This window comes from Verrucomicrobium sp. GAS474, from assembly GCF_900105685.1.
GTDB lineage: Bacteria > Verrucomicrobiota > Verrucomicrobiia > Methylacidiphilales > GAS474 > GAS474.
This window is the reverse complement of sequence record NZ_LT629781.1, coordinates 3,135,540-3,158,041: the sequence shown is the minus strand read 5'-3', so window position 1 is coordinate 3,158,041 and position 22,502 is coordinate 3,135,540. Positions and strand designations below refer to the sequence as shown.

The window sequence follows — 22,502 nt, the reverse complement described above, 5'->3', positions numbered from 1 at the left end:
GCGTGCCCCCATCCTCACGCTTCGGGTTCGCTCGGGGCTTGACCCCGCCCCCGGGAGCCGCTTTAGTAACCCACTCCCCATTTTACTGTTAAACCACTGCTTATGAACGTTACCATTGAAGAAATCTCGGCGTGCCGCAAGCGCCTCCGCATCGAAGTTCCCGCCGACCGCGTCAACGAGGAGTTCGACAAAGTCGCCGCCGATTACTCGAAGCACGCCCGCATCCCCGGCTTCCGCCCCGGCAAGGCCCCGAAGGGCGTCATCCTCAAGAAGTACCAGAAGGAGATCGAGAGCGAGCTCCAGCGGACCCTCGTCCCGAAGGCCTACCGCGAAGCGTTCGAGAAGCGGAACCTCAACGTCGTCAGCTACCCCGACGTCGAGTCGGTCAGCTACCAGCCCGGCCTCTCCCTGAGCTTCTCCACCCTCATCGACGTCGCCCCCGAATTCGCCCTCCCGAACTACAAGGGCCTCACCGTCAAGGGCCGCTCGACCGAGATCACCGAGGACGACGTGACCAAGGCGAAGGAGCGGCTCCTCTCCCAGTACGGCAAGTTCGTCGACGCTCCCGCCCGGCCCATCCAGGCCGAGGACATCGCCGTCCTCGACTACAAGGGCACCGTCGACGGCAAGGCCATCGAGGAAATCGCCCCCCAGGCCCGCCAGCTCTCCGGCGGCGTCGACCAGTGGCTCCTCGTCCGTTCCGATTTCTTCGTCCCCGGCTTCACCGACGCCCTGATCGGCCTGAACATCAATGACAAGAAGACCATCACCGTCACCATCCCCGACGACGCGATCATCGACGCCCTGAAGGGCAAGAGCGCCGTCTACGAGGTCGAGGTGAAGGGGATCAAGGTCCGCGAGCTCCCCGAAATCACCGACGCCCTCTCCCAGCAGCTCGTCGGCGTCCCCGCCGCCGAGTTCGAGACGAAGCTCCGCACCGAGCTCAAGAACGAGAAGGAACGCGAAGTGAAGGCCGAGCAGCGCAAGGAAATCGGCGAGGCCCTCATCGCCGCGGTCGACTTCGAGCTCCCCGAGTCGGTCGTGAAGGACGAGACCCGCGACATCGTCCAGGACATCGTCTCCGAGAACCAGTCCCGCGGCATCCCCGCCGAGGTGCTGGAGGAGAAGAAGCAGGAAATCTTCGACAACGCCGCCAAGGGCGCGAAGGAGACCGTGAAGCTCCAGTTCATCCTCCGCCGCATCGCCGAGGAGGAAAAGATTACCGTCACCCAGGACCAGGTCGCCAACTACGTCACCTACCTCGCCTACCAGTCGGGCAAGCCGGTCGAGAAGTTCGTCAAGGAGCTCTCCGACAAGGGCGGCTTCGCCGAAGTCCAGCGCCGCCTCCTCTCCCAGAACGTGATCGACTTCTTGCTGGGACAGGCAAACGTGGTAGCCTGATAGGACTTATGAGCTTCCCGCTGATTCCGCAGATTCTGCAGCCTTTGAACGGCCGGGGCGCCTCGCACGGCGCCGTCGTCCCCATGGTCGTCGAGCAGACGGGCCGCGGGGAGCAGGGGTACGACATCTACTCCCGCCTGCTGAAGGACCGGATCGTCTTCATCGGCACGCCGATCGACGACAACGTGGCCAACGTCATCATCGCGCAGCTCCTCTTCCTCCAGATGCAGGACCCGAAGAAGGACATCCACATCTACATCCACTCCCCCGGCGGCTACGTCACCGCGGGCCTCGCGATCTACGACACGATGCAGTTCATGAGCTGCGACGTCTGCACCTACTGCATCGGCCAGGCGGCCAGCATGGGCGCGGTGCTCCTCGCGGCGGGGACGAAGGGGAAGCGTTTCGGCCTCCCCCACGCCCGCATCATGATCCACCAGCCTCTCGGCGGCGCCCAGGGGCAGGCCTCCGACATCAGCATCCAGGCCAAGGAAATCCTCCGGACCAAGAAGACCCTCAACGAGATCCTGGCCGCCCACACCGGCCAGCCCTTCGAGCGGGTCGAGAAGGACACCGACCGGGACTTCTTCATGTCGGCCGAGGACGCCAAGACCTACGGCCTCATCGACGAGGTCGTGAAGACGAAGAAAGACCTCGTCCCCCCGTCGGTCGATAAATAACGCCGGAAGACGAACGCTATGGCCCGGCCCACGAACCTGACCATGTGTTCCTTCTGCGGCCGCAGCCATGCGGAGGTCCGCAAGCTGATCGCCGGTCCCGGCGTCTACATCTGCGACAGCTGCATCGTCGTCTGCAAGAACATCCTCGACAAGGAACTGCGCGAGGAAGGGCAGGGGAAGGACGGCATCGCCTCGACCCTCCGCGTCCCGAAGCCCCTCGAGATCCGCCGCGCCCTCGACGAGCACGTCATCGGGCAGGACTACGCGAAGAAGGTCCTCTCCGTCGCCGTCCACAACCATTACAAGCGGCTCCTCGCCTCCGAAACCAAGGCCCCCGCCGAAGGGAAGGGGGGCGACGCGATTCCTTTCGTCTCCGGCCACGAGGTCGAGATCGACAAGAGCAACATCCTCCTCATCGGCCCCACCGGTTCGGGAAAAACCCTCCTCGCCCGGACGCTGGCCCGGCTCCTCGACGTCCCCTTCTGCATCGCCGATGCCACCACCCTGACCGAGGCCGGGTACGTCGGCGAGGATGTCGAGACCATCGTCCTCCGCCTCCTCCAGGCCGCCGATTACGACGTGAAGAAGGCCGAGCGAGGCATCATCTACATCGACGAGATCGACAAGATCGCCCGCCGCGGCGACAGCGCCTCGATCACCCGGGACGTCTCGGGCGAGGGCGTCCAGCAGGCCCTGCTGAAAATCCTCGAGGGGAGCATCTGCAATGTTCCCCCCCAGGGCGGCCGGAAGCATCCCCAGCAGGAATACATCCAGATCAACACCGAGAAGATCCTCTTCATCTGCGGCGGCGCCTTCGTCGGGCTGCCCCAGATCGTCCAGCGGCGGATGGGGCGGAAGAGCCTCGGCTTCGGCGTCGGCGGCCCCGTCACCCACGACGAGCTCAACGCCAGCCGCCTCCTCCGCGAGACCGAGCCCGAAGACCTCATCTCCTACGGCCTGATTCCCGAATTCATCGGCCGCCTCCCCGTCTGCGCCCCCCTGGCCGAGCTGAGCGAGGACGAGCTCGTCCAGGTGCTCACCGACCCGAAGAACGCCCTGACGAAGCAGTACGAGAAGCTCATGGGGATGGAGAACGTCGCCCTGACCTTCACGAAGGACGCCCTCCGCGCCCTCGCCGAGGAGGCGATCAAGAAGGGAACCGGGGCCCGCGCCCTGCGGACCCTCCTCGAAAAGCGGATGCTCGACCTCATGTACGATCTCCCCTCCCGCGACGACATCGCCGAGGTGACGATCAACCGCGCCGCCGTCGAAGGGCGGAAGCCGCCCCTCATCCGGCGGAAGCAGGACAAGGAAGCGGCCTAGCATTCCGAGCGACTTAACCTTGCCTCTTTCCAAAACCGGGAAAGTGGTTTATTTTAGAAATGTCATGAAAAAGTCGGCCTCCTCCCTCCTGCTCGTCGGTCTCCTCGCCCTGGGCGCGGGAATCTCCTCCCTCCACGCCGCCGACGACACCACGCCCGGCTTCAGCACCAGCAATGGCACCCTCGCGAAGAAGAACGCCGCCGGTCCCTCCCTCCGCAAGGGCAAGACGGAGGCCGAGCAGCCCGGCGTCACCTACGGCGGCCTCGGCGTCGACCTTTACAAGAAGGGTCCGATCCTCCTTTCCCCGCTCGCTCCGGCGAACGCGGGCTACGGCAAGAGCTACTTCAGCTCCTCCGCTACCGGCCCGGCGAACATGGCCGTCACCCATACGGCGCAGAAGCCGACGGGCGGCCTGAGCCTCTTCTCGATCGAGTTTTAATTTCTCCCCCGCGCCCTTCTCTGAGGGGAGGGCGGTTTTTTAAGGGGACGAAACAAATTTGTTGCATTCCGGGGGCCTTTTGGCATCCTCAACCTTCCTAATTTTATCAGGACACAGAATATGTCTATCGCAGTCATTCGCACCGGCGGAAAGCAGTACAAGGTCACCGTGGGTGATATCCTTGATGTCGAGCTCTTGGAAGGTAAAGATTCCAAGGCCATCATCAACGATGTCCTCCTCGTGGCCAACGGCACCGACGTCAAGATCGGTACCCCCCTTGTCACCGGGGCCAGCGTTTCCCTCGAACTCGTCGAAGAAGTGAAGGCCGACAAGGTTGTCGCCTTCAAGTATCGTCGCCGCGAGGGCTATCACCGCACCGTCGGCCATCGGCAGAAGCTGAGCCGCGTCAAGGTCACCGCGATCACGGTCTAATCAATTTCGATCCAGAAAACAGGAGTAACTTCTCATGGCACATAAAAAAGGTCAGGGCAGCACGCGCAACGGGCGCGATAGCGTTAGCAAGCGTCTCGGCGTCAAGATCTTCGGCGACCAGTCGATCACGGCCGGCGCGATCATCCTCCGCCAGCGCGGCACCCCGGTGAACGCGGGCAAGAACGTCGGCATGGGCCGCGATCACACCCTCTTCGCCCTCATCGACGGCAAGGTCTCGTTCGACACGAAGAAGAAGCTGGTTCACGTCGTCGCGTCCGCTTCCTAAGCCTTCGCATTGTTTTCCGAAGCGGCGCAGCGGGCCACAAGCCCCATGCGCCGCTTTTTTTTAGATTTTTAGCCTCCCCTCCCGAGATATTCCTATGTTTGTCGATCGCATCCGTATCATGGCCCGCGCCGGAAAAGGCGGCCGCGGCTGCGTCAGCTTCCTGCGGGAACTCCACAAGCCCAACGGCGGCCCCAACGGCGGCGACGGCGGAAAGGGCGGCAGCGTCATCCTCGAGGTCGACCACCACCTGAACAACCTCGCCCACATCGGCTACGTCCCCCACCAGTACGCGAAGAACGGGGAGAACGGCCAGCACAAGCAGATGTCGGGCAGGAACGCCCCCGACCTCGTCCTCAAAGTCCCGCCCGGCACGATCATCAGCCGCCTCGAAGTTCCGCCCGATTCCCCCGAGCCCGAGTTCGACGAATTCGGCGCCCCCCTCGTCCCCTCCTCGCAGCGGCTCCTCCCGATCCCCGACATCGGGACCGAGCTCGAAGTCATCGCCGACCTGGTCGAGCCCGGGCAGCGCATCGTCCTCTGCCAGGGCGGCGACGGCGGGCGCGGCAACCGCCATTTCAAGTCGTCGATCAACCAGGCCCCCCGCCGTTACGAAGAGGGCTGGCCCGGCGAGAACGGCCAATATCTCCTCGAGCTGAAGTCGATCGCCGACGTCGGCCTCGTCGGCTATCCGAACGCCGGGAAGTCGACCCTCCTCGGCGCCCTTTCCAAGGCCCAGCCGAAGATCGGCGCCTATCCCTTCACCACGCTCGAGCCGATGATCGGCATCGTCGAGTATCCCGATTACCGGAAAGTCTCCGTCGCCGATATTCCCGGCCTCATCGAAGGGGCGAGCGAGGGGCGCGGCCTCGGCCATGAATTCCTCCGGCACGTCGAGCGGTGCGCCGTCCTCCTCTTCGTCATCGACATGTCGGGCCTCGAAGGGCGCGACCCCTACGACGATTACGCCCTCCTCCGCAAGGAACTGAAGCTCTACCGGGCCGAGCTGGCCACCCGCCCCTCCCTCATCCTGGCGAACAAGATGGACCTTCCCGGCTCCGAGGAAAACCTCGCCGCCTTCAAGAAGCGGAGCCGCCGCAAGGTCATCCCGGCCGCGGGCGGCAGCGGGGAGGGGATCGAAGAGCTCAAAAAACTCCTCCGCAAGGCCGTCGAGCAGAAGAATTCTGCCGACGACAAGGAGTGATGTTGACTCTGGGCGAAAAACAACGAATCTAAGCCCACAATTTCAAGGTAAACGCGCCTGGCTCTGAAGGCGCAGGCGCGGTTGCCTGATCAAAGTCACAGGAACCACGTCATGTCCCAAAAGAAACGCATCGTTGTCATCGGAGCCGGTTTCGGCGGCCTCGAATTCGCCAAGAACCTCCATACCGAAAACGCCGAACTGATCGTCATCGATCGGCGCAATCACCACCTCTTCCAGCCCCTCCTGTACCAGGTGGCTTCCGCCGGGCTGGCCGAGTCGGAAATCGCGCAGCCGATCCGCGCCATCCTCCACGACCTGCCGAACACGACCGTCTACCTCGACGAAGTCAGCAGCGTCAACGTCGCCGAGAAGAAGGTCATCGCCCGCGAGCGGACCTTCTCCTACGACTACCTCGTCCTCGCCGCCGGCGGGAAGACCTCCTACTTCGGCAACGACCAGTGGTCCGAGTTCGCCCCCGGCCTGAAGACCATCGACGACGCCCTCTCGATCCGCCAGAAGCTCCTCTCCGCCCTCGAAGAGGCCGAGAACACGACGAGCGCCGAGCTCCGCAAGGAACTCCTCACCTTCGTCGTCGTCGGCGGCGGCCCCACGGGCGTCGAGACGGCCGGCGCCTTCGCCGAGCTGGCGAAGAAGGTCATCCCCCAGGACTTCAACCACGTCGACACCCGCGACGCCCGCATCATCCTCATCGAGGCCGCCCCCCGCATCATGGGCCACCTCCCCGAGGACCTCTCCGCCCACACGAAGGGCGAACTGGAGAAGCTTGGCGTCGACGTCCGCGTCGGCGCGATGGTGAAGGCCATCCGCCAGAACGAGGTCGAGCTCGCCGACGGCACCATCATCCGCTCCGCCGTCATCGTCTGGTCGGCCGGTGTCGCCGCCAGCCCCGTCACCCGCACCCTCGGCGTCCCCGTCGACCGCGGCGGCCGCATCGAAGTCAGCCCCGATCTCAGCGTCCCCGGACATCCCGAGATCTTCGCCATCGGCGATCTCGCCTTCTCCAAGGGCAACAAGGGCAAGCCGGTCCCCGGCGTCTCCCCCGGTGCCATCCAGATGGGGGCCCATGCGGCCAAGGTCATCAACGCCGAGCTCGCCTCGGGCAAGGTCGACGCCGCCAGCCGCCCCGAGTTCAAGTACTTCGACAAGGGAACGATGGCGACCATCGGCCGCTCCAAGGCCGTCGTCATGATCGGCAATGTCAAGTTCCACGGCTTCTTCGCCTGGGTCACCTGGCTCTTCGTCCACCTCATCTACCTCGTCGGCTTCCGGAACCGGCTCGCCGTCCTGCTCCAGTGGGGTTACAGCTACATCCGCTACAAGCACGGCGCCCGCATCATCACCGACAACTACAGCGCCTCGGTGCAGGGTCGTCCGAAGGTGACCTGATCGGGTTGATCCCCTGATCAAAAAAGCGGCGGCACGATTGCTTCGTGGCGCCGTTTTTTTATGCTCGGAGGATGCCCCCAGCCGCCCGCCTCATCTACGCCGCCAGCGACCACGATGCCGACCTCCTCTACGCCACCCGGCTTTCGGTCCCCGATCCCTTCCTCTGGCTGAAAGTCGGACGGAAGACCATCGCCGTCCTCAGCCCCCTGGAGGTCGACCGGGCGCGCAAAAACGGTTGCGCCGACCTCGTCCTCTGCACCGAAGACCTCGCCCCGGCGGGGAAACGTACCGCCGCCGACCTCGTCGCCGTCCTCGCGAAGCAATACCGCTTCACCTCCGTCGAGGTCCCGGAGAGCTTCCCCCTCGGCCTCGCCCAAGAGCTGAAGAAAAAACGGATCGCCGTCCGTGCCGTCTCCAAGAACGGCCTCTTCTTCCCCGAGCGGGAAATCAAGGCCGAGGACGAAGTCGCCAAGATCACCCATGCCCTCCGCCTCGCCGAGATCGGGATGACCCGGGCCTTCGAGGTGCTCCGCGCGAGCGACGTCGGCCCCCGACGCGCCCTGCGCTGGGGCGGGAAGCCGCTGACCTCGGAACGGCTCCGGGGCGAGATCGACGCCGCCATCATTCGCGAAGGCGGCCTCCCCGCCGGGACCATCGTCGCCGGGGGCGATCAGGCCTGCGACCCCCACGAGCGCGGCCATGGCCCCCTGCGGGCCGACGAGGCGATCATCCTCGATATCTTCCCCCGCGACCAACGGACCGGCTACTTCGGCGACCTCACCCGCACCGTCGTGAAGGGAACGCCCTCGCCCGCCCTCGAACACCTCTACGCCACTGTCGAGGCCGGCAAGAAGTGGGTCATGAAGAAGATGGCCCCCGGCGTCGACGGCGGTCCGCTCCACAAGGAATTGACCGCCCGCTTCGCCGCCGCCGGTTACCCCACCGAGCGGAAGAACGGCCGCTGGACCGGCTTCTTCCACGGCACCGGTCACAGCCTCGGCCTCGAAATCCACGAGCCCCCCCGCTTCGGCGCGGGCAAATTCAAGGAAGGCCACATGATGACCGTCGAACCCGGGCTCTATATTCCCGGCCTCGGCGGGGTCCGGCTCGAAGACCTCGTCGTCGTGACGAAGAAAGGAGTCAGGAACCTGACCCGGGTCGAGGAGCGGTTGCGGCTCTGAAAAAAGTCGAAAAAGACGAAAAGGGGATTTGCCCCCCTCCGTCAATCTTGCTTTACTCGTCATCCCGCTAGAAGGCTAGCGTTCGCAAGAAGGACAGGTGCCAGAGTGGTTGATTGGGCTCGCCTGGAAAGCGTGTAACGCCTTAAAACGTTCGAGGGTTCGAATCCCTCCCTGTCCGCAGCGGACAAAGAAACTTTGTCCGCAAGGACAGGGTCTCCCTAAAGCCGGAGGCGATTATCGGATGGGGGACCGGGAGACGGGGCCCCAATCCCTCCCTGTCTAATTGAAAACGGCGCGAAGCGTATCCCCTCGCTTAGTCCACCCTTCCCTGCCAGTTAGCTTCCCTTTACGAGAGGTGCCCCATCGCGCAGGCAGTCCCCTACACCACCCGCCCCAACTCCCGCCGTTTCCGCCAAAACAGCACCGCACAGAGCCCTCCGCCAAACGCGACCCACGCAGGGAGGAAAACCAACGCCTCTCCCACGGCAGCCTGGGCATCGCCCCCATTGCGGACCGACCGGAGCACCACCGCGAAGGCAAGGCTGATGAATCCGTAGCCGAGGTTGAACGCCACCCCCTTGAACGAGAGGACCGTCGCCCGGTGGGACGAATCGACCAAGGCATTGAGATAGTAGGAAACCATGTAGCCGAGCGTCATCATGGCGGCCCCGAGGGGGAAGAGGAAAAGGACCCCCCAATGGTTCCAGCGATAGGCCACCCCGATCAATCCGGCGACAACCACCGCCGTCACGTGGAGGTAATTGCGGGCCACCGAGCCGCTGCCGACGAGCCTCCTGGCGAGGGGGCTCACCACGAGGCCCAGGCCGCCCAACGACGCTCCCACGATGCCGAAGAGGGCCTCCGGGAGATGAATCAGCCGGTAATAGGAACTGGAGAAGGTGAGGAAGAGCCGGACGACCGAATCAAGGATCACCCCCGCCACGATGACGAAGAGCGCCACGGGCGTCTTGGCGATCCAGCCGCCGGCCCTCGCCGCGATGTTCCAGGCCGTCGCCTCGGCGTTTCCCCGATCTCCGGCTTCAGGGGCGACGCGGCGGACGTGGACCGACGGTTCCCGAAGGCCGAGAACGGTCCAGAGGGCGAGGAGGGCCGTCGCCAGATTCAGGTACACCGGGAAGCGCAGCGTCGTGGCCTGGTCCAAATGAACGTGAATCCCGACCGCCGCCAGCAGGCCCGAGAGAAAGGCGGGGTCGTAGACGGCACCGCCGACCAGCATGGCGATCATCATCCCGACGCTCTGCCAACGCATCACCTGATTCAACACCTGGGGCCACTCGTCGGAACGGTTCCGCTCCGCCAGGGAGTCGAAAACCAGCGCCTCGTCGGCACCGCTGGCCATGCCCTCGGCAATGCCGCTGAGCAGACGGTTCGCCAGGCAGCAGAGGACGAGTATCCAGCCTCCGTTGCGGGGGGCCACGCTGAGGAGAACCATCTCGGCGACCATGAGGACGGCCGCCGTGACGATCAGCGGCTTTCTCCCGATCCGGTCGGCCAGCACCCCGGCGGGGAGGTCGGTGAAGACGATCGCCAGGGCCCACGCGAAATTCAGCAGGGTATATTCGGTGCCGCTCAGGCCCAGGTCGAGGAACAAGACCGCGAGGACGGGATAGTAGAACCGGGAGTTGAACAGAACCCGGAAAAAGACGAAGCGCCGCCAATTCCGGTCGGCGTCAGTGAGGGCCGTCATGCGGCCTCGGCAATCCCGGCGTGAATCGCCGTGAGCCCCTCGACGGCGTCGCCATCAATCGGCAAGGGGAGGGGAGGCTTCATGGCGGGGGAGCGTTTCCGCAGGGTAAGCCGGAGTCCGGCATCTTGCCATCCCTTTCATCCGTAGAGCGCGCTCCGCTTGGGTTCCCGACGTCGTGTGGAAAAATATTGAACGTATCTTGTCCCTGCGATGTCTCTCCCGGTCCGCGCAAAATAATTCGCGCACGGCTCGTTCAAATGCTATTATTGTCCTCCAAGCGGGAGGAGGAAGGGGGGCCTTTAAGTTCCTTTCGCTTGGTGCTGAAAAAGTTATGGCCATGAACGCTGTGGCGTCCCCCCGTCTTTCACGCTTTTTTGCGGGTACACCGCTTCGCTTCGTTTCTGCCGCGTTCATGTTGGCTCTGTTCGGGGTTGCGATCTTTCTTTCCCTCCATAGCTTTCGCGGTTTGGTCGGGACGGGGAAGGAGGTCGTCGAGACGCGGAACCGGGCGCATGCCCTGGCTCGGCTCTCCTCGGGGGTTTTCGAGGAAAACAGTGACTATCGCGGGTACCTTCTGACGGGCGAGTCCTCTTACCTCGACCAAGTCGTGCAGATGAGGGAGGAGATGGAAGCGTCGTTGGCGCGGCTTCATTCGCAGAGGGACGGTTCCGATTCCGAGCGGCTCCTGGTGGAGAGCTATCGCCGTTGGCAGGAGGCGATCTCGCAGAATATCGCCCGCATGCAGGAATCAGCCCATCGCGGCCGCCTGCCGGTGGAGGCGTCGGTATTGGAGGGCGAGACGCGGGCTCTCGACGCGGCCATGGATCGCCTCGCGGCCCAGTTCGAGCGGAAGCAGCAGCATCGGAGGGAGGAGTTCGATTCGGGTTCGACCTCGGGCATCGATCTCCTGGCGTTGCAGCGGCGCGCCCATGCGCTGGCCCGGCTTTCCTCCGAGGTCTTCGAGGCGAACAGCGATTACCGCGGTTATCTGCTGACCGGGAATGGCTCCTTTCTCGAGCAGTTGAGGCAGATGGAGGGGGAAATGGGAGGATCGCTGGCGCGGCTCCGTCCCGCCGGCGGGGAACCGAACGATGTGGGTGAGGTCGAGGCGGCTCTCCGGCGGTGGAGGGAGGGGGTTTCCCTCGACGCGGAACGGGTGAGGAAGAGCCTGTCCGGCACGGCGATGTCGGTCTCTCCCGAGTTGCTCGGGGAAGGGGAGTTGCGGGAACTCGACCGGCTGATGGATTCGCTTTCCGACGAGATCGAGCAAGATTCCTCGCGCCAGACGGAAGCCTGGCAGGGGAAGGTCTTCGCCGCGCTGCAGGATCAGATGTTGCTGAGCCTGCTGATCCTGATGGCGATGGGGGGAATGGGCTGGCTGCTCTACAGCGATGCCCGGCGGGGACGGAAGATGATGGCCTTGTCGGCGGCGCGGGATGCGGCGGAAGAGGGGGCGCGGGTGAAGTCGGAGTTCCTGGCCAACATGAGCCACGAGATCCGGACGCCGATGAACGGCGTGATCGGCATGGCCGAACTGCTGCGCGAGACCGAGCTGACTTCCGACCAGCGGCAGCAGGTCGAGATCATCGGGCGGAGCGGCGACGCGCTTCTCTCGATCATCAACGACATCCTCGATTTTTCCAAGATCGAGGCGGGCCAGTTCCAGCTCGATCTCCATTCCTTCAACCTGCGGGACTGCGTGGAGCGGACCCTGGAAAGCCTCGCCCCCATTGCGGCGGAGCGGAAGATCGACCTGCTCTGCCGGATCGATCCGGGGATGCCTCTGGCCCTGGTGGGGGACGATCTCCGGCTCCGGCAGGTGCTCCTCAACCTGGCGGGGAATGCGGTGAAGTTCACCGCGCAGGGGGAGGTCGAGATCGCCCTGCGCGGGATCGATGCGCCCCCGGGGACGAATGTCGGGGGTTTCCCCGGCTTTGCGACGATCCATTTCTCGATCCGGGACACCGGCATCGGCATCCCGCGCGAAAAGATCGCCGGTCTGTTTTCGGCCTTCACGCAGGTCGACACCTCGACGCATCGGCACTATGGCGGGACCGGCCTGGGCCTGGCGATCAGCCAGAGGATCGTCGGCAAGATGGGGGGCGTGATCTCGGTCGAGAGCGCGCCAGGAGTGGGCTCGGTCTTCTCGTTCACGCTAACCTTCCCCCTCAGCAGGGAGGAACTGCCGGAGCCGATCCCGGAGCAGGGGAAGCTCCGCCTGCGGAAGGTGCTGATCGTCGACGACAGCGAGGCGAACCGGGCGATTCTGGTCCAGCAGACACGGAGCTGGGGGATGGTGCCGGAGAAGTATGGCACCTCGGCGGAGGCGCTGGAACGCCTGCGGCGCGAGGGGGCGTTCGACGTCGCCCTCATCGATTATCACATGCCGGGGATGAATGGGGACGAGCTGGCCGGCGAGATGGGGAAACTCGCTCCCGACCTGCCGATCCTGATCCTCAGTTCGGCGGCACCGACGGGATCGGCGGAGCCGGGCCTTCCCTCAGTGAAAAGACGCCTCTGGAAGCCGCTGCGGCAGGAGGCGCTTTATCGGGCGCTGGTCGAGGTGTTGGCAAGCGGATCTCAGGGTTCCGAGACGAAGCCGCAGAAGAGCGCGGCCTCCTCCCTTGATTCCTCGACGGCCCTCCGCTCGCCCCTCCGCATCCTGGTGGCCGAGGACAACCTCGTGAACCAGCGCGTCGCCTGCGGCCTGTTGCGGGGGTTGGGATATCAGCCCGACGTGGTTCCCAATGGGGCGGCGGTGCTGGAGGCCGTGGAACGGAGGCAGGGAGAGGGACAGCCTTACGACCTGGTCCTGATGGATGTCCAGATGCCCGGCCTCGACGGCCTGGCGGCAACCCGCCAATTGCGCCAGGCTCCCTATGCCGCGGGACTCCGCATCGTGGCGATGACGGCGAATGCGATGGCGAACGAGGTGCGGGAATGTGCCGAGGCCGGAATGGACGATTATATCGGCAAGCCCTTTCACGGAAAGGACCTGACCCTCATCCTGGAACGGAGCTATCAGGCGCGGCAGAAGGGGCATTGAGACCGAAGAGTGGAAGGGGGTCTTGTCTCCTTGTCTAATGGGCGTTTGGCCCTACGCTGGACCCTCCACCCGCTCCTTCGATGAATCTTGAAACCTTCCTTGCCGCCGTTGCCCCGTTGAATCTTTTGACCGCCGAGGCCGGTATTTTCAGGATCCGGCATCAGGACCGGGCCGCGATGGAGTTCGGGCTCCAGAAGGAAATCTTCACCGGCACCTGGGCCGAAGGCAACGACCTGAACTTCACGGCGTTGACCCCGAGGGGCCGGGATCTCCTCACGCGGCTCTTCGGCGACGTCCTTCTCCGCCGCGCCGTCGAGCGGGAGTTCACGACCCGCACCCGCTTCCATTTGAAGTCGGCATTGAAGTTCGCGACCCAGGCTGCCGAAGGGCTGCCCCCCCAATCGCCCCAGCCGTCGGAGCCGCCTCACTCCACGCAGCCGCCCGAATCGGAAGCGTCGGCTTCCTAGCGTTTTCCTGGTTGGGGTATTCCATGTAGGCCGGGCGTTGATCGTCAACGGCTGATGTGTTAGTCTCCGCGCCACATGAATGAAAAGGGGACGCTTTGGGCTGCATTGGGGGTCGTTTTATTGGTTTTAGGCGGGGTCTTTTTTATGTCCCATCTCACGGAGGGGACGAAGGAAAAAGAAATCCGCGCCGGGATCGATTTCATGGGAGGGAAGCTCTCCGCGGTGCAGCCGCTCCAGAGTTTTCGGGCCCTCGATGCCGAGGGGGCGTTTTCCCGCCACTCGGGGCTCTTCCGGGTCGGGGCCGATTATGCGGCGTTCCGGCTGGCGGAGGATCTTTGGCCCAAGGTGCGGAATGCCCCGGCGAACGACAGCAACCGGAACGACATCGAGGCGTTCTACGTCGAGGCGCAGGATCGGTTGAAGCAGGATCTGCTTTCGAGCCAATACACGGCGGCCGATCTCGGAAGTCTGGTCGGCGAATCGAATTTGTGGGATAAGTTGAATCGGGATCCCCACTAAAACGGGGCGAGGGGGGGACAAACCTTTAGACGAGCTCTCTCCAGGGCCTATTGCATCATGCGTTCACTCGGTATCGCTTTCGTCTTTTGCGTCATCGGCGCGGCCCTCGGCGCGGGGGCGATCTTCCAGGAAATGCTCCTGCCGGAGCGGGAGCGGGCGGCGAGCCGTGCCGATGCCCTCCAGGGGGAGGTGAAGGAGGCCCGCGAGGCGGCGAAGGCCGCCGAGGAGCGGGCCAAAGGCGGCATTGAGCAGGCGCAGGAAAAGATGGCCGAATCGTCCGATGCGGCGGCGAGCGGCGTGCGGCGGGAAAATGAAGCGTTGAAAAGGCAATTGGCCGAGGAGAAGCGCAAGAACGAGGAGCTGGCCGAGAAGCTGGCCGATTCGGCTTCCGGCAAGTCGACCGCCGCCGCGACTCCCTTCGTCGTTCCCGCCGCGGCTCCGAAGGCCGAATCGACTCCGGTCGATACCGCCGTCCCGAAAGGGCCGACTCTCGACGATCTCAAAAAGGAACTGGCCTCGGTTCAGGCCGCACTTCAGGAAGCGCAGAAGGGGCGCTCCAACTGGGAGGAACAGCAGCGGCAGCAGGGCTTCCGCAGCGGCGGCAGCATGCCGGACGAGTTTTCTTCCCGTCGGATCAACGAGCTTCAGGCGAAGGTCGATAACCTCCAGTTCAAGGTCGATACCTTCGGCAAATAAGGTGCTTTAGCCTCGGATCTCAAGGACGGGCGGGTGACGCCTCCCGTTTCAACAAGGTGAGGGCAATCCCGGCCAACACGGCGAGGGAAACCAGGACGAGACGAAGGGTCGGGGCCTCTCCCAGGAGGGGGAGGCTGATCAGGGCGGTGAGGACGGGGACGCTCAATTGAACGGTGGCTGCCGAGGTCGCGCTGAGGCCCCGAAGGGCGGCGTACCAAATGATGTACCCGAAGGCCGAGGTGACGACGCCGGAGCAGACGGCGTAGACGATCCCCGCCGAGACCCAATGGAGGCCGTGAAAAAAGGGAAGGCAGCCCAGGGTGGCGAGGACGACGAGGGAGGTGGCCCGGAGGAAATTACCCGCGTTCTCGGCGAGGGGATCGCCCCGGCCCTGGCCGCGCAGGGAATAGAATCCCCAGCCGACCCCGGCCACGATCATCAAGAGGGCCTCGAAGAGCGGCGGGGCGGTTGCTCCCGGGAGCAGGAGTACCAGGATGCCGCCCAGCGCCAGGAGGAGGCCGAGGCCCTGCCAGCCGTTGAAGATTTCCCCCCGGCGCCAGCCGGCGATGAGCATGGTGAGCTGGACCGCGCCGAAGGAAAGGAGGGCCCCCGTTCCGGCCGAGAGGAGCACATAGGAGAAGGTGAAGGGAACGGCGTAGAGGAGAAGGGCGAAGGCGGAGAGCCAACTGCCGCCGAGACGAGGGTGGTCCCCCCTTTTTCGCACGAGGACGAGGGCCAGGAGGGTGAGCGTGGCGGTGGCGAGGCGGATCACGATGAAGCTGCCGGGATCGATTCCCGTTTCCTTCAGGGCGAGGCGGGAGAGGAGGGAGTTGCCCGCGAAGGCGAGGAGGGAGAGGGAGGTCAGGAGGAGGGTCCTGGGCAGCGAGGGCATCGGATAAAAAAAGGTCCCGGCCCTTCCCCCGTGGTCGGGAGGAAGGGCCGGGATGGTGGAGGCGGGGGGATTCGAACCCCCGTCTTTCGGCGATTAGCCAGCCGCTTCTACAAGTTTAGCGATCCATTTGTTCTCGAACGGTGAGTTGCCGGATCGCAGGCCCCACCATCCCAGTCACCACGTTGATGCCGACATGCAAGGTCGGTCACTCACCTTGCACACCCGCCCGGCTAATAGCGCCGTTGTCTCCCAGCCGGAGTCGGAGCAACGACGTCGTGCTTATTTTTTAATTAAGCAGCGAGGGCCAATTCTTCGTTGGCTTTTATTTTTTTGAACTGGTTTTTTTACGAGGCCAACCAATTCACAGCCCTCGACTTGCCGCGGGCAGCCGCACATCGAAATCGATGCCAAATGCGCCCCCGTACAGGAAAGATAGGCGAGAAGGCGGACGATGTCAAAGTCGCACGGGAATCACGTTGCACCGGTTTTTTTCGGTGCTTTGGCCGGGCCCTTGGCCTTGGGGACGCCCCGTTTGGGGCAGAGATCGGCGACCTCGCAGTGGGGGCAATCGGGGTTCCGGGCCATGCAGCGGCGGCGTCCGTGCCAGATGAGGAGGTGGGAGAAGAGGGTCCATTCGGCGCGCGGGATCAGGCGCTGGAGGACCTTTTCGATCTTCACCGGATCGAGTTCCCCCCGGACGAGGGCGAGACGGTTGGAGAGGCGGGCGACGTGGGTGTCGACGACGACGCCCGATTCGATGCCGAAGGCGTTCCCGAGGACGACGTTGGCGGTCTTCCTTCCGACCCCGGCGAGGGCGGTCAACTCTTCCATGGTGCGGGGAACCTCGCCGCCGTGATCGCGGACGAGGGCCTGGGCGCAGAGGACGATGTTTTTCGCCTTGTTTCGGTAGAGGCCGATCCGCTTGATGGCCTGCTCGACTTCGGGGACCGGGGCGGCGGCGAGGGCGGCGGGGGAGGGGTAGGCGGCGAAAAGGCCCGGGGTGACGCGGTTCACGAGGACGTCGGTGCACTGCGCCGAGAGGATCGTGGCGATGAGGAGCTGGAAGGGGGTCTTGAAATCGAGCTCGCAGTGGGCGTCGGGATAGGCGGCGCGGAGCCGGGCGACGAGTTCCGGGACGCGGGCTTGGGCGGAGGTCGCCATGATCGGTCGGGACTCCGTGGTTCCTATTTCGCGTCGGGCTTGATGTCGTCGACGAGGGTGTGGATCTTCGCGAGGAATTTGCCCGTCGTGGTCGAGGCGGAGGAGAACGTTCCCATGAGGCTGTCGGCGATCTCGTAGATGCGGGGGGCCTGGGCGCCGATGTAGGGGGGGACGGCGTAGTCGAGGGACTGGAGGACGATGGGGGAGGCGGAGGCGCCGCCGTCGTCGTCGCTGGTTCCGGAGAGGCGGGCGGGGGACCAGCCGTCGAGGGGGATCGCGGAGAGGCGCTCGGCGAGGCCGCGGGCGGCCTGGAGGGAAGGCTCTTCCAGCGTTCGGCTGTTGACGGCCCAGCCGCGGAGGCGCATGGGGGTGGCGCGGCGGAGGCGGTCGGGCTCCATGGCGTATTTGGCGGGCAGGAGGGTGACGCCCCAGTTGACGTCGGGGGCGGAACGGATCGCCTTCATCAGCTCGCTGCCGCCGATGAGCATGGCGGATTGGCCCCGGAGGAAGAAGAGGGGCTTGCCTCCCTGGGGGGTGGGGGCGGCGAAGGTGTACTTCTGATAGATATCGATGAGGAACTGGAGGGCTTCCTTCTGGATGCTGTCCCCCTCGGCGCTGCCGAGGTTCCACTGGCGGTTGTTGTAGACGGGAGCGCCGAGCTGGAGGGAGAAGGCGTTCCAGAGGCCGAGGGTGGGGACGACCTCGATGCCGTAATGGGGGGGGCGGCCGCTGACGGAGGGCTTGTAGAGCGCCTTGGCGACGTCGAGGAGGGAATCCCAGTTCCACTGGTCGTCAGGGTAGGCGATGCCGACGCGGTCGAACTCGGCCTTGTTGTAGTAAAGGAGGGTGAGGGAGTATTGGGCGGGGTAGGCGAGGAGGGCGTTGTCCCCGCGCTGGAAGGGGGCGAGGGTCTGGGGGACCCACTGGGAGGCGTCGATCGAGGCCAGGGGGAGGCGCTGGAGGGCGCCGCTCTTGTCGAGGCTCTCCGCATCGGCGGCGGAGACGGGGAAGACGTCGGGGGCTTCCCGGTTCCGGGCGGTGATGATGCGGGCCGATTCAAAGTCGGTCCGCGAAGCGAAGAGGCGGAGGCTGATCTTCGCGTTGAGGGCGGTTTCCCAACCGGGGATGCGGTTGCGGATCTTGTCGGCGTCGGCATTCCCCGCCACGGCCCAGAGGATGAGGGAGGCGGTTTTCTTGACGGTCCCATCGCTGCTGACGGGGGTTCCCTTTTTCGGCAGGACGATCCGCGTTTCCTCCTGCATCCCGAAGTAGAGGGTGAGGGTGATCGCGGTCGCGGCGATGACGAAGATGAGGAACACGCGTCGGGATGGGAAGGGCACGGGTTTACTTCTTTTTCCGGAGGAAATCGACGAGCAGGCGGACGCCGAAGCCGGTCGCGCCCTTTTCCAGGTAGGGAAGTTCCTTGGTGATCCAGGCGGGGCCGGCGATGTCGAGGTGGACCCAGGGGGTTTCCCCGGCCCAATGCTGGAGGAAGGAGGCGGCGGTCGAGGCGCCGCCCTCGCGGCCGCCGGTGTTCTTCACGAGGGCGACGTCGCTCTTGATCTGGTCGGCGTATTCGTCCCCCATCGGGAGGGGCCAGACGGGATCGCCCGCGGCTTCGGAACGCTCCCAGAGGGCCTGCCGGAGGGCGGGATCGGAGGTGAAGAGGCCGGCCCGGCTCCCGCCGAGGGCGACGACGCAGGCACCGGTGAGGGTGGCGAGGTCGAAGAGGAGGCGGGGCTTGTGCTTCGCGACGGCGTAGGCGAGGGCGTCGGCGAGGACGATGCGGCCCTCGGCGTCGGTATTCAGGACCTCGATGGTCTGGCCGCTGTAGGTGGTGACGATGTCGCCGGGGCGATAGGCGCGGCTGCCCGGCATGTTCTCGGCGCTGGTGATGAGGCCGACGACGTTGATCGGGAGTTTCAGGTCGGCGACGGCCCGGAGGATGCCGAGGACGGCGCACCCCCCCATCTTGTCGAACTTCATCTCGTCCATCCGGTCGCTCGGTTTGATGCTGATGCCGCCGCTGTCGAAGGTGATCGCCTTGCCGACGATGACGACGGGAGCGTCCTTGCGGGCGCCGCCCTCGTATTCGAGGGAGATGAGGCGGGGGGGATTGGCGGAGCCTTTGCCGACGGCGAGGATGCCGCCGAAGCCTTCCTTTTCCAGCCGTTTCTCGTCCCAGACGGTGTACTTGAGGTGGTGGGTGCGGGCGAGTTCCTTCGCGATGTCGGCGAGAACGATGGGGGTGATTTCGTTGCCGGGGAGGTTGCCGATCTCGCGGACGATATTCGTCGCCTCGGCGATGTGGCGGGAGGCCTCGGCCTCCTTCTTCGCGGCGGCGAGGTGGGCGGGCGCGACGACGACGCGGAGGCTCTTCAAGATCGTCTTGCGCCGGGCGGCGGGGGCCTTGAAGGCCTCGAACTTGTAGGCGGCGAGGAAGATCCCCTCGACGATGGGGCCGACGTGGGCCTCGTGGCCGGTGGCGTCGACGAGGATCTCCTCCGCGCCGATCTTCAGGAGGGACTTCGCCCCGCTCCCCGCGGCGCGGCGGAGGAGGTCCGGCGTGACGGAGGCGGAAGCGCCGATGCCGACGTAGAGGACGCGCCGGGCTCCCTCGCGGTGGAGGAGGGAGGTCGAGGCGAGGCCGTCGAACTCGGCGGGCTTCACGTCGGCCACGGGGCGGGAGCCGCGGGGGGCGAATCGGAGGAGGTCGGCCTTGGAGGAGGCGGGCGCTTGGGCGAGGACTTCGAGCTTCATTCGGGTGCGGGGTGGGATGAGGGCGGTGGTGGGGAGCGAGCCGGGAGGCCGGGGACTAGGCCTGGGGAGGGAGGCCGAGGTCCTTGGGGAGGAGCTCGGTGACGTCGACGTTGCGGAAGGAGAAGAGCTTCTTGATGGTCTCCTCGATCAGGTTGTTCGGGCAGGAGGCGCCGGCGGTGATGCCGACCTGGACGTCGCCCTCGGGGAGCCAGTTCTTCGTGGTGACTTCCTTGCTCTCGTGGAGGTTCCAGTGGCAGATTTCCTTCGGGGAGACGAGCTTGTCCGAGTTCTTGATGAAGTAGGTGGGAAGCTCGACTTCGCCCATCTCGGCGAGGTGGGAGGTGTTGCTGCTGTTGTAGCCGCCGACGACGATGAGGACGTCGGGCTTGTCGTTGTCGAGCATGTCCTTCAGGGCGTCCTGGCGCTCCTGGGTCGCGCCGCAGATGGTGTCGAAGAAGCGGAAGTGCTGGTCGAGGGCGGCGACGCCGTAGCGGTCCTCGATCGCCTTGCGGATGCGGTTCTGCACTTCCTCGGTCTCGCCGCGCATCATGGTCGTCTGGTTGGCGACGCCGACGGCGCGGAGGTGGATGTCGGGATCGAAGTTGGGGGAGTAGGCACCCTTGAACTTTTCAAGGAACTCTTCCTTGTTGCCGCCGTTGCGGATGTAGTCGCAGACGTAGTCGGTTTCCTTGAGGTTGTAGACGACGAGGTAGTGTCCGCTCGGCTCGGTGCCGTCGCCGATGGCGCGGCTGGCGGTCGCCTTCGTCTCCTCGTGCCAGGCCTTGCCGTGGATGATCGAGGTGATCTGCTCCTTCTTGTATTGGCGGATCCGCTTCCAGACGCTCATGACGTCGCCGCAGGTGGTGTCGACGACCTGGCAGCCGATCTCGCGGATGCGGTTGGTGGTCTTCACCTCGGCGCCGAAGGCGGGGACGATGACGACGTCCTCGCCGGTGAGGTGGTCGATCTGGTATTGGCCGTCGACTTCGTGGAGCTGCTTGATGCCCATCCCGGAGAGCTGGTCGTTGACCTCGGGGTTATGGATGATCTCGCCGAGGAGGAAGATGTTCTGTTCATGGCAGACCTTCGCGGCGGCGTAGGCGAGGTCGATGGCGCGCTCGACGCCGTAGCAGAAGCCGAAGGCCTTGGCCAATTTCACGGTGATGCCCGCGGCGGCGATGGGGGAGCCGGTGTGGCGGAGGAATTCAACGATGGGGCTCCGGTAATGCCCCTCGACCTCGGCCTGGACGAGCTTCATGACTTCGGGGGTACGGAGATTGACCTTTTTCGGCGACGACATAGGGCGAAATAGTGCCTTGGCCTCAGAGAGAGGTCAAAGGGATTTAGGGGGGAGATAAGGGAGAGCCGCAGCGGCTATTTCACTCGGTTCGTGAGCGTTTAGCCCAGAACCGCGCCCCATTCCTCTTCCTTGAATCCGACGCGTAGAATGTCTTTGCCGATGAGGAAAGGCCTTTTGACGAGATTGCCGTTGGAGCCGAGCAGGGCGATCGCTTCGGCTTCGGACATGGCGGGGAATTTTTCTCCCAGACCCAGCGCCCGATAATCCTGTCCGGAGGTGTTGAAAAGCTTCCGCCGATCGCCGCCGTATTCCTTCAGCATGGCCTGGAGTTCGGCCTTCGACGGCGGGGTCTCGCGGATGGGGATGTTGGTATGCGCGATGCCCCGGGAGGTAAGAAATTTCAACGCTTTCCGGCAGGTGTCGCAACCGGAGTAGGTATAGATTTTAAGCACGGCAAGGGGGTCTAATCTGGAGAAGTGGAGCGGGTGAAGGGAATCGAATTGGCCTCCCGGCCCTGCTGGTTAGTTAGCCCCTTTTTCGGAAAATCGCTAGCGCGATGGCAGTCTCTCCTTCGGGTTCGGGGATTCTGGGTGCGCTCCACTTCGGAAAGTGGAGCGGGTGAAGGGAATCGAACCCTCGTATGGAGATTGGAAATCTCCCGTTCTACCATTGAACTACACCCGCAAAATGAAGGGGAGGGGAGCCCTCCGGCGCTTCCACACGTTGAAAAAATGGGCCCTAAAGGATTCGAACCTTTGACCTGCTGATCCGTAGTCAGCCGCTCTAATCCGCTGAGCTAAGGGCCCGTGTCCGTGGAATGCGGAGGGGCAGGATGCAAAGAGGCGGCCGTTTTGGCAATCTCTTTTGTTCCGTTTCGATTAAAAAATGGAACGGGGGATCTGAACCTGGTCTCCGGCCTGGAGCGGAATGTCGATGGAGGGGTTCTTGATCGCCTCGAGGGCGTTGAGATGGAGGACGCCGGTCTTGCGGAGGATCTGGATGTCCCGGCGGTTGGCGAAGTCGGTGAAGCCGCCGCAGGCCGTGACGGCCTTGAGGGCGGTCAAGTCGTTGGTGAAGACGATGCGCTGGGGGGAACGGACCTCGCCGTTGACGTTCACAAAGCGGGCCTGGGGGACGATGGTGATGTTCGGCGTGGTGAAGATATGGCGGCTGCGATAGGCGTCCTCGATTGCCTGCTTCAACCGGGTTGAGGTATATCCGGCGGCCCGGAAGGAAGTCGGGATGTAGGGCATCGAGATATCGCCCTTCTCGTCGACCTTCATTTCGCTGATGAAGCTCTCCTCGTTCGGGACGCCGGTGAGGCGGATGGTGAGGATGTCCCCGGGGCGGAGGATGTCGCCGGAAGGGTCGTCGTTCAGCGTGGGCGCCGGTGCGGGGGCGGGAGTGGCGATCGTCGTGGTCGTCGCGGGAGCGGGGTCGTTGACGCCTGCGGGGGCAGTGGGGAGGGTGGCGAAGGGGGTTTCGGCTCCCGGATTGGCGGCGGGAGCGGTGGAGGTGCTGCCGGTCTCCCCCATGCAGGAGGCGAGGAGGGGGAGGAGGACGAGGAGGAGGAGGCGGGCAAGAAGGGGGGAGGACATGATGG

Annotated in this window: 20 protein-coding genes, 3 tRNA genes, 1 other RNA gene and 1 pseudogene; 14 read left to right on the top strand and 11 right to left on the bottom strand. The window is 64.7% G+C overall.

Features of this window, described 5'->3' with window-relative positions:
• The first annotated feature begins 102 nt into the window (after positions 1-102).
• From tig to BLU04_RS13230, 10 genes are all read left to right on the top strand, one after another.
• Positions 103-1,401 (top strand): trigger factor, encoded by a 1,299-nt coding sequence (tig, locus tag BLU04_RS13275; protein ID WP_093286985.1) that lies wholly within the window; start codon positions 103-105, stop codon positions 1,399-1,401.
• An 8-nt stretch (positions 1,402-1,409) separates the two neighbouring features.
• On the top strand, positions 1,410-2,081 hold the full coding sequence (gene clpP / locus BLU04_RS13270) for an ATP-dependent Clp endopeptidase proteolytic subunit ClpP (RefSeq protein WP_093286983.1): 672 nt from the start codon (positions 1,410-1,412) through the stop codon (positions 2,079-2,081).
• A gap of 18 nt (positions 2,082-2,099) precedes the next feature.
• A complete protein-coding gene (gene clpX / locus BLU04_RS13265; protein ID WP_173862572.1) occupies positions 2,100-3,404 on the top strand; it encodes an ATP-dependent Clp protease ATP-binding subunit ClpX in 1,305 nt (434 codons plus the stop codon).
• 64 nt (positions 3,405-3,468) lie between these two features.
• A complete protein-coding gene (locus BLU04_RS13260) occupies positions 3,469-3,843 on the top strand; it encodes a hypothetical protein (RefSeq protein ID WP_093286980.1) in 375 nt (124 codons plus the stop codon).
• 120 nt (positions 3,844-3,963) lie between these two features.
• Positions 3,964-4,275, top strand: a complete 312-nt coding sequence (gene rplU / locus BLU04_RS13255) for a 50S ribosomal protein L21 (RefSeq protein ID WP_093286978.1) — start codon at positions 3,964-3,966, stop codon at positions 4,273-4,275.
• Positions 4,276-4,309: 34 nt separating this feature from the next.
• Positions 4,310-4,561 (top strand): 50S ribosomal protein L27, encoded by a 252-nt coding sequence (rpmA, locus tag BLU04_RS13250; RefSeq protein ID WP_093286975.1) that lies wholly within the window; start codon positions 4,310-4,312, stop codon positions 4,559-4,561.
• Between the two features lie 94 nt (positions 4,562-4,655).
• Positions 4,656-5,762: a GTPase ObgE gene (obgE, locus tag BLU04_RS13245; RefSeq protein WP_093286972.1), complete on the top strand. Its 1,107-nt coding sequence runs from the start codon at positions 4,656-4,658 to the stop codon at positions 5,760-5,762.
• 111 nt (positions 5,763-5,873) lie between these two features.
• On the top strand, positions 5,874-7,169 hold the full coding sequence (locus BLU04_RS13240; RefSeq protein WP_093286970.1) for an NAD(P)/FAD-dependent oxidoreductase: 1,296 nt from the start codon (positions 5,874-5,876) through the stop codon (positions 7,167-7,169).
• A gap of 71 nt (positions 7,170-7,240) precedes the next feature.
• Positions 7,241-8,350, top strand: a complete 1,110-nt coding sequence (locus tag BLU04_RS13235) for a Xaa-Pro peptidase family protein (protein ID WP_093286968.1) — start codon at positions 7,241-7,243, stop codon at positions 8,348-8,350.
• 91 nt (positions 8,351-8,441) lie between these two features.
• Positions 8,442-8,528 (top strand) — tRNA-Ser (locus tag BLU04_RS13230).
• A 201-nt stretch (positions 8,529-8,729) separates the two neighbouring features.
• Here the strand turns inward: BLU04_RS13230 and BLU04_RS13225 are convergent.
• Entirely contained in the window at positions 8,730-10,058 is a 1,329-nt protein-coding gene (locus tag BLU04_RS13225) for an MFS transporter (protein WP_093286965.1), read from the bottom strand.
• 331 nt (positions 10,059-10,389) lie between these two features.
• On the opposite strand from BLU04_RS13225, the gene BLU04_RS13220 reads away from it, so the two are divergent.
• The 4 genes from BLU04_RS13220 to BLU04_RS13205 all read left to right on the top strand — a co-directional run bounded on the left by BLU04_RS13220 (position 10,390) and on the right by BLU04_RS13205 (position 14,786).
• On the top strand, positions 10,390-13,104 hold the full coding sequence (locus BLU04_RS13220) for a response regulator (RefSeq protein ID WP_093286963.1): 2,715 nt from the start codon (positions 10,390-10,392) through the stop codon (positions 13,102-13,104).
• Between the two features lie 80 nt (positions 13,105-13,184).
• A complete protein-coding gene (locus BLU04_RS13215) occupies positions 13,185-13,571 on the top strand; it encodes a hypothetical protein (protein WP_157895349.1) in 387 nt (128 codons plus the stop codon).
• 144 nt (positions 13,572-13,715) lie between these two features.
• Positions 13,716-14,090 carry a hypothetical protein gene (locus BLU04_RS13210; protein WP_093286958.1) on the top strand — a complete coding sequence of 125 codons (375 nt, stop codon included), beginning with the start codon at positions 13,716-13,718 and terminating at the stop codon, positions 14,088-14,090.
• Positions 14,091-14,147: 57 nt separating this feature from the next.
• Positions 14,148-14,786, top strand: coding sequence for a hypothetical protein (locus BLU04_RS13205; RefSeq protein ID WP_093286955.1), 639 nt, complete (start codon positions 14,148-14,150; stop codon positions 14,784-14,786).
• A gap of 19 nt (positions 14,787-14,805) precedes the next feature.
• Here the strand turns inward: BLU04_RS13205 and BLU04_RS13200 are convergent, their stop codons facing one another.
• From BLU04_RS13200 to BLU04_RS13155, 10 genes and pseudogenes are all read right to left on the bottom strand, one after another.
• A complete protein-coding gene (locus BLU04_RS13200) occupies positions 14,806-15,678 on the bottom strand; it encodes a DMT family transporter (protein WP_093286952.1) in 873 nt (290 codons plus the stop codon).
• A gap of 53 nt (positions 15,679-15,731) precedes the next feature.
• Positions 15,732-16,099, bottom strand: a transfer-messenger RNA (tmRNA) gene (ssrA, locus tag BLU04_RS13195).
• Between the two features lie 50 nt (positions 16,100-16,149).
• Positions 16,150-16,839, bottom strand: a complete 690-nt coding sequence (gene nth / locus BLU04_RS13190; RefSeq protein ID WP_093286950.1) for an endonuclease III — start codon at positions 16,837-16,839, stop codon at positions 16,150-16,152.
• Between the two features lie 23 nt (positions 16,840-16,862).
• Positions 16,863-18,158, bottom strand: coding sequence for an extracellular solute-binding protein (locus tag BLU04_RS13185; RefSeq protein ID WP_093286947.1), 1,296 nt, complete (start codon positions 18,156-18,158; stop codon positions 16,863-16,865).
• A 25-nt stretch (positions 18,159-18,183) separates the two neighbouring features.
• Positions 18,184-19,599, bottom strand: coding sequence for a leucyl aminopeptidase (locus BLU04_RS13180; RefSeq protein WP_093286945.1), 1,416 nt, complete (start codon positions 19,597-19,599; stop codon positions 18,184-18,186).
• 55 nt (positions 19,600-19,654) lie between these two features.
• Positions 19,655-20,929 (bottom strand): annotated as a pseudogene (locus BLU04_RS13175) (4-hydroxy-3-methylbut-2-enyl diphosphate reductase); the annotation flags it as partial.
• Positions 20,930-20,997: 68 nt separating this feature from the next.
• Positions 20,998-21,351 carry an arsenate reductase family protein gene (locus BLU04_RS13170; RefSeq protein ID WP_093286939.1) on the bottom strand — a complete coding sequence of 118 codons (354 nt, stop codon included), beginning with the start codon at positions 21,349-21,351 and terminating at the stop codon, positions 20,998-21,000.
• A 158-nt stretch (positions 21,352-21,509) separates the two neighbouring features.
• A tRNA-Gly gene (locus BLU04_RS13165) sits at positions 21,510-21,583 on the bottom strand.
• A 48-nt stretch (positions 21,584-21,631) separates the two neighbouring features.
• A tRNA-Arg gene (locus tag BLU04_RS13160) sits at positions 21,632-21,705 on the bottom strand.
• 72 nt (positions 21,706-21,777) lie between these two features.
• Entirely contained in the window at positions 21,778-22,497 is a 720-nt protein-coding gene (locus BLU04_RS13155) for a polysaccharide biosynthesis/export family protein (protein ID WP_093286937.1), read from the bottom strand.
• Positions 22,498-22,502 lie beyond the last annotated feature (5 nt).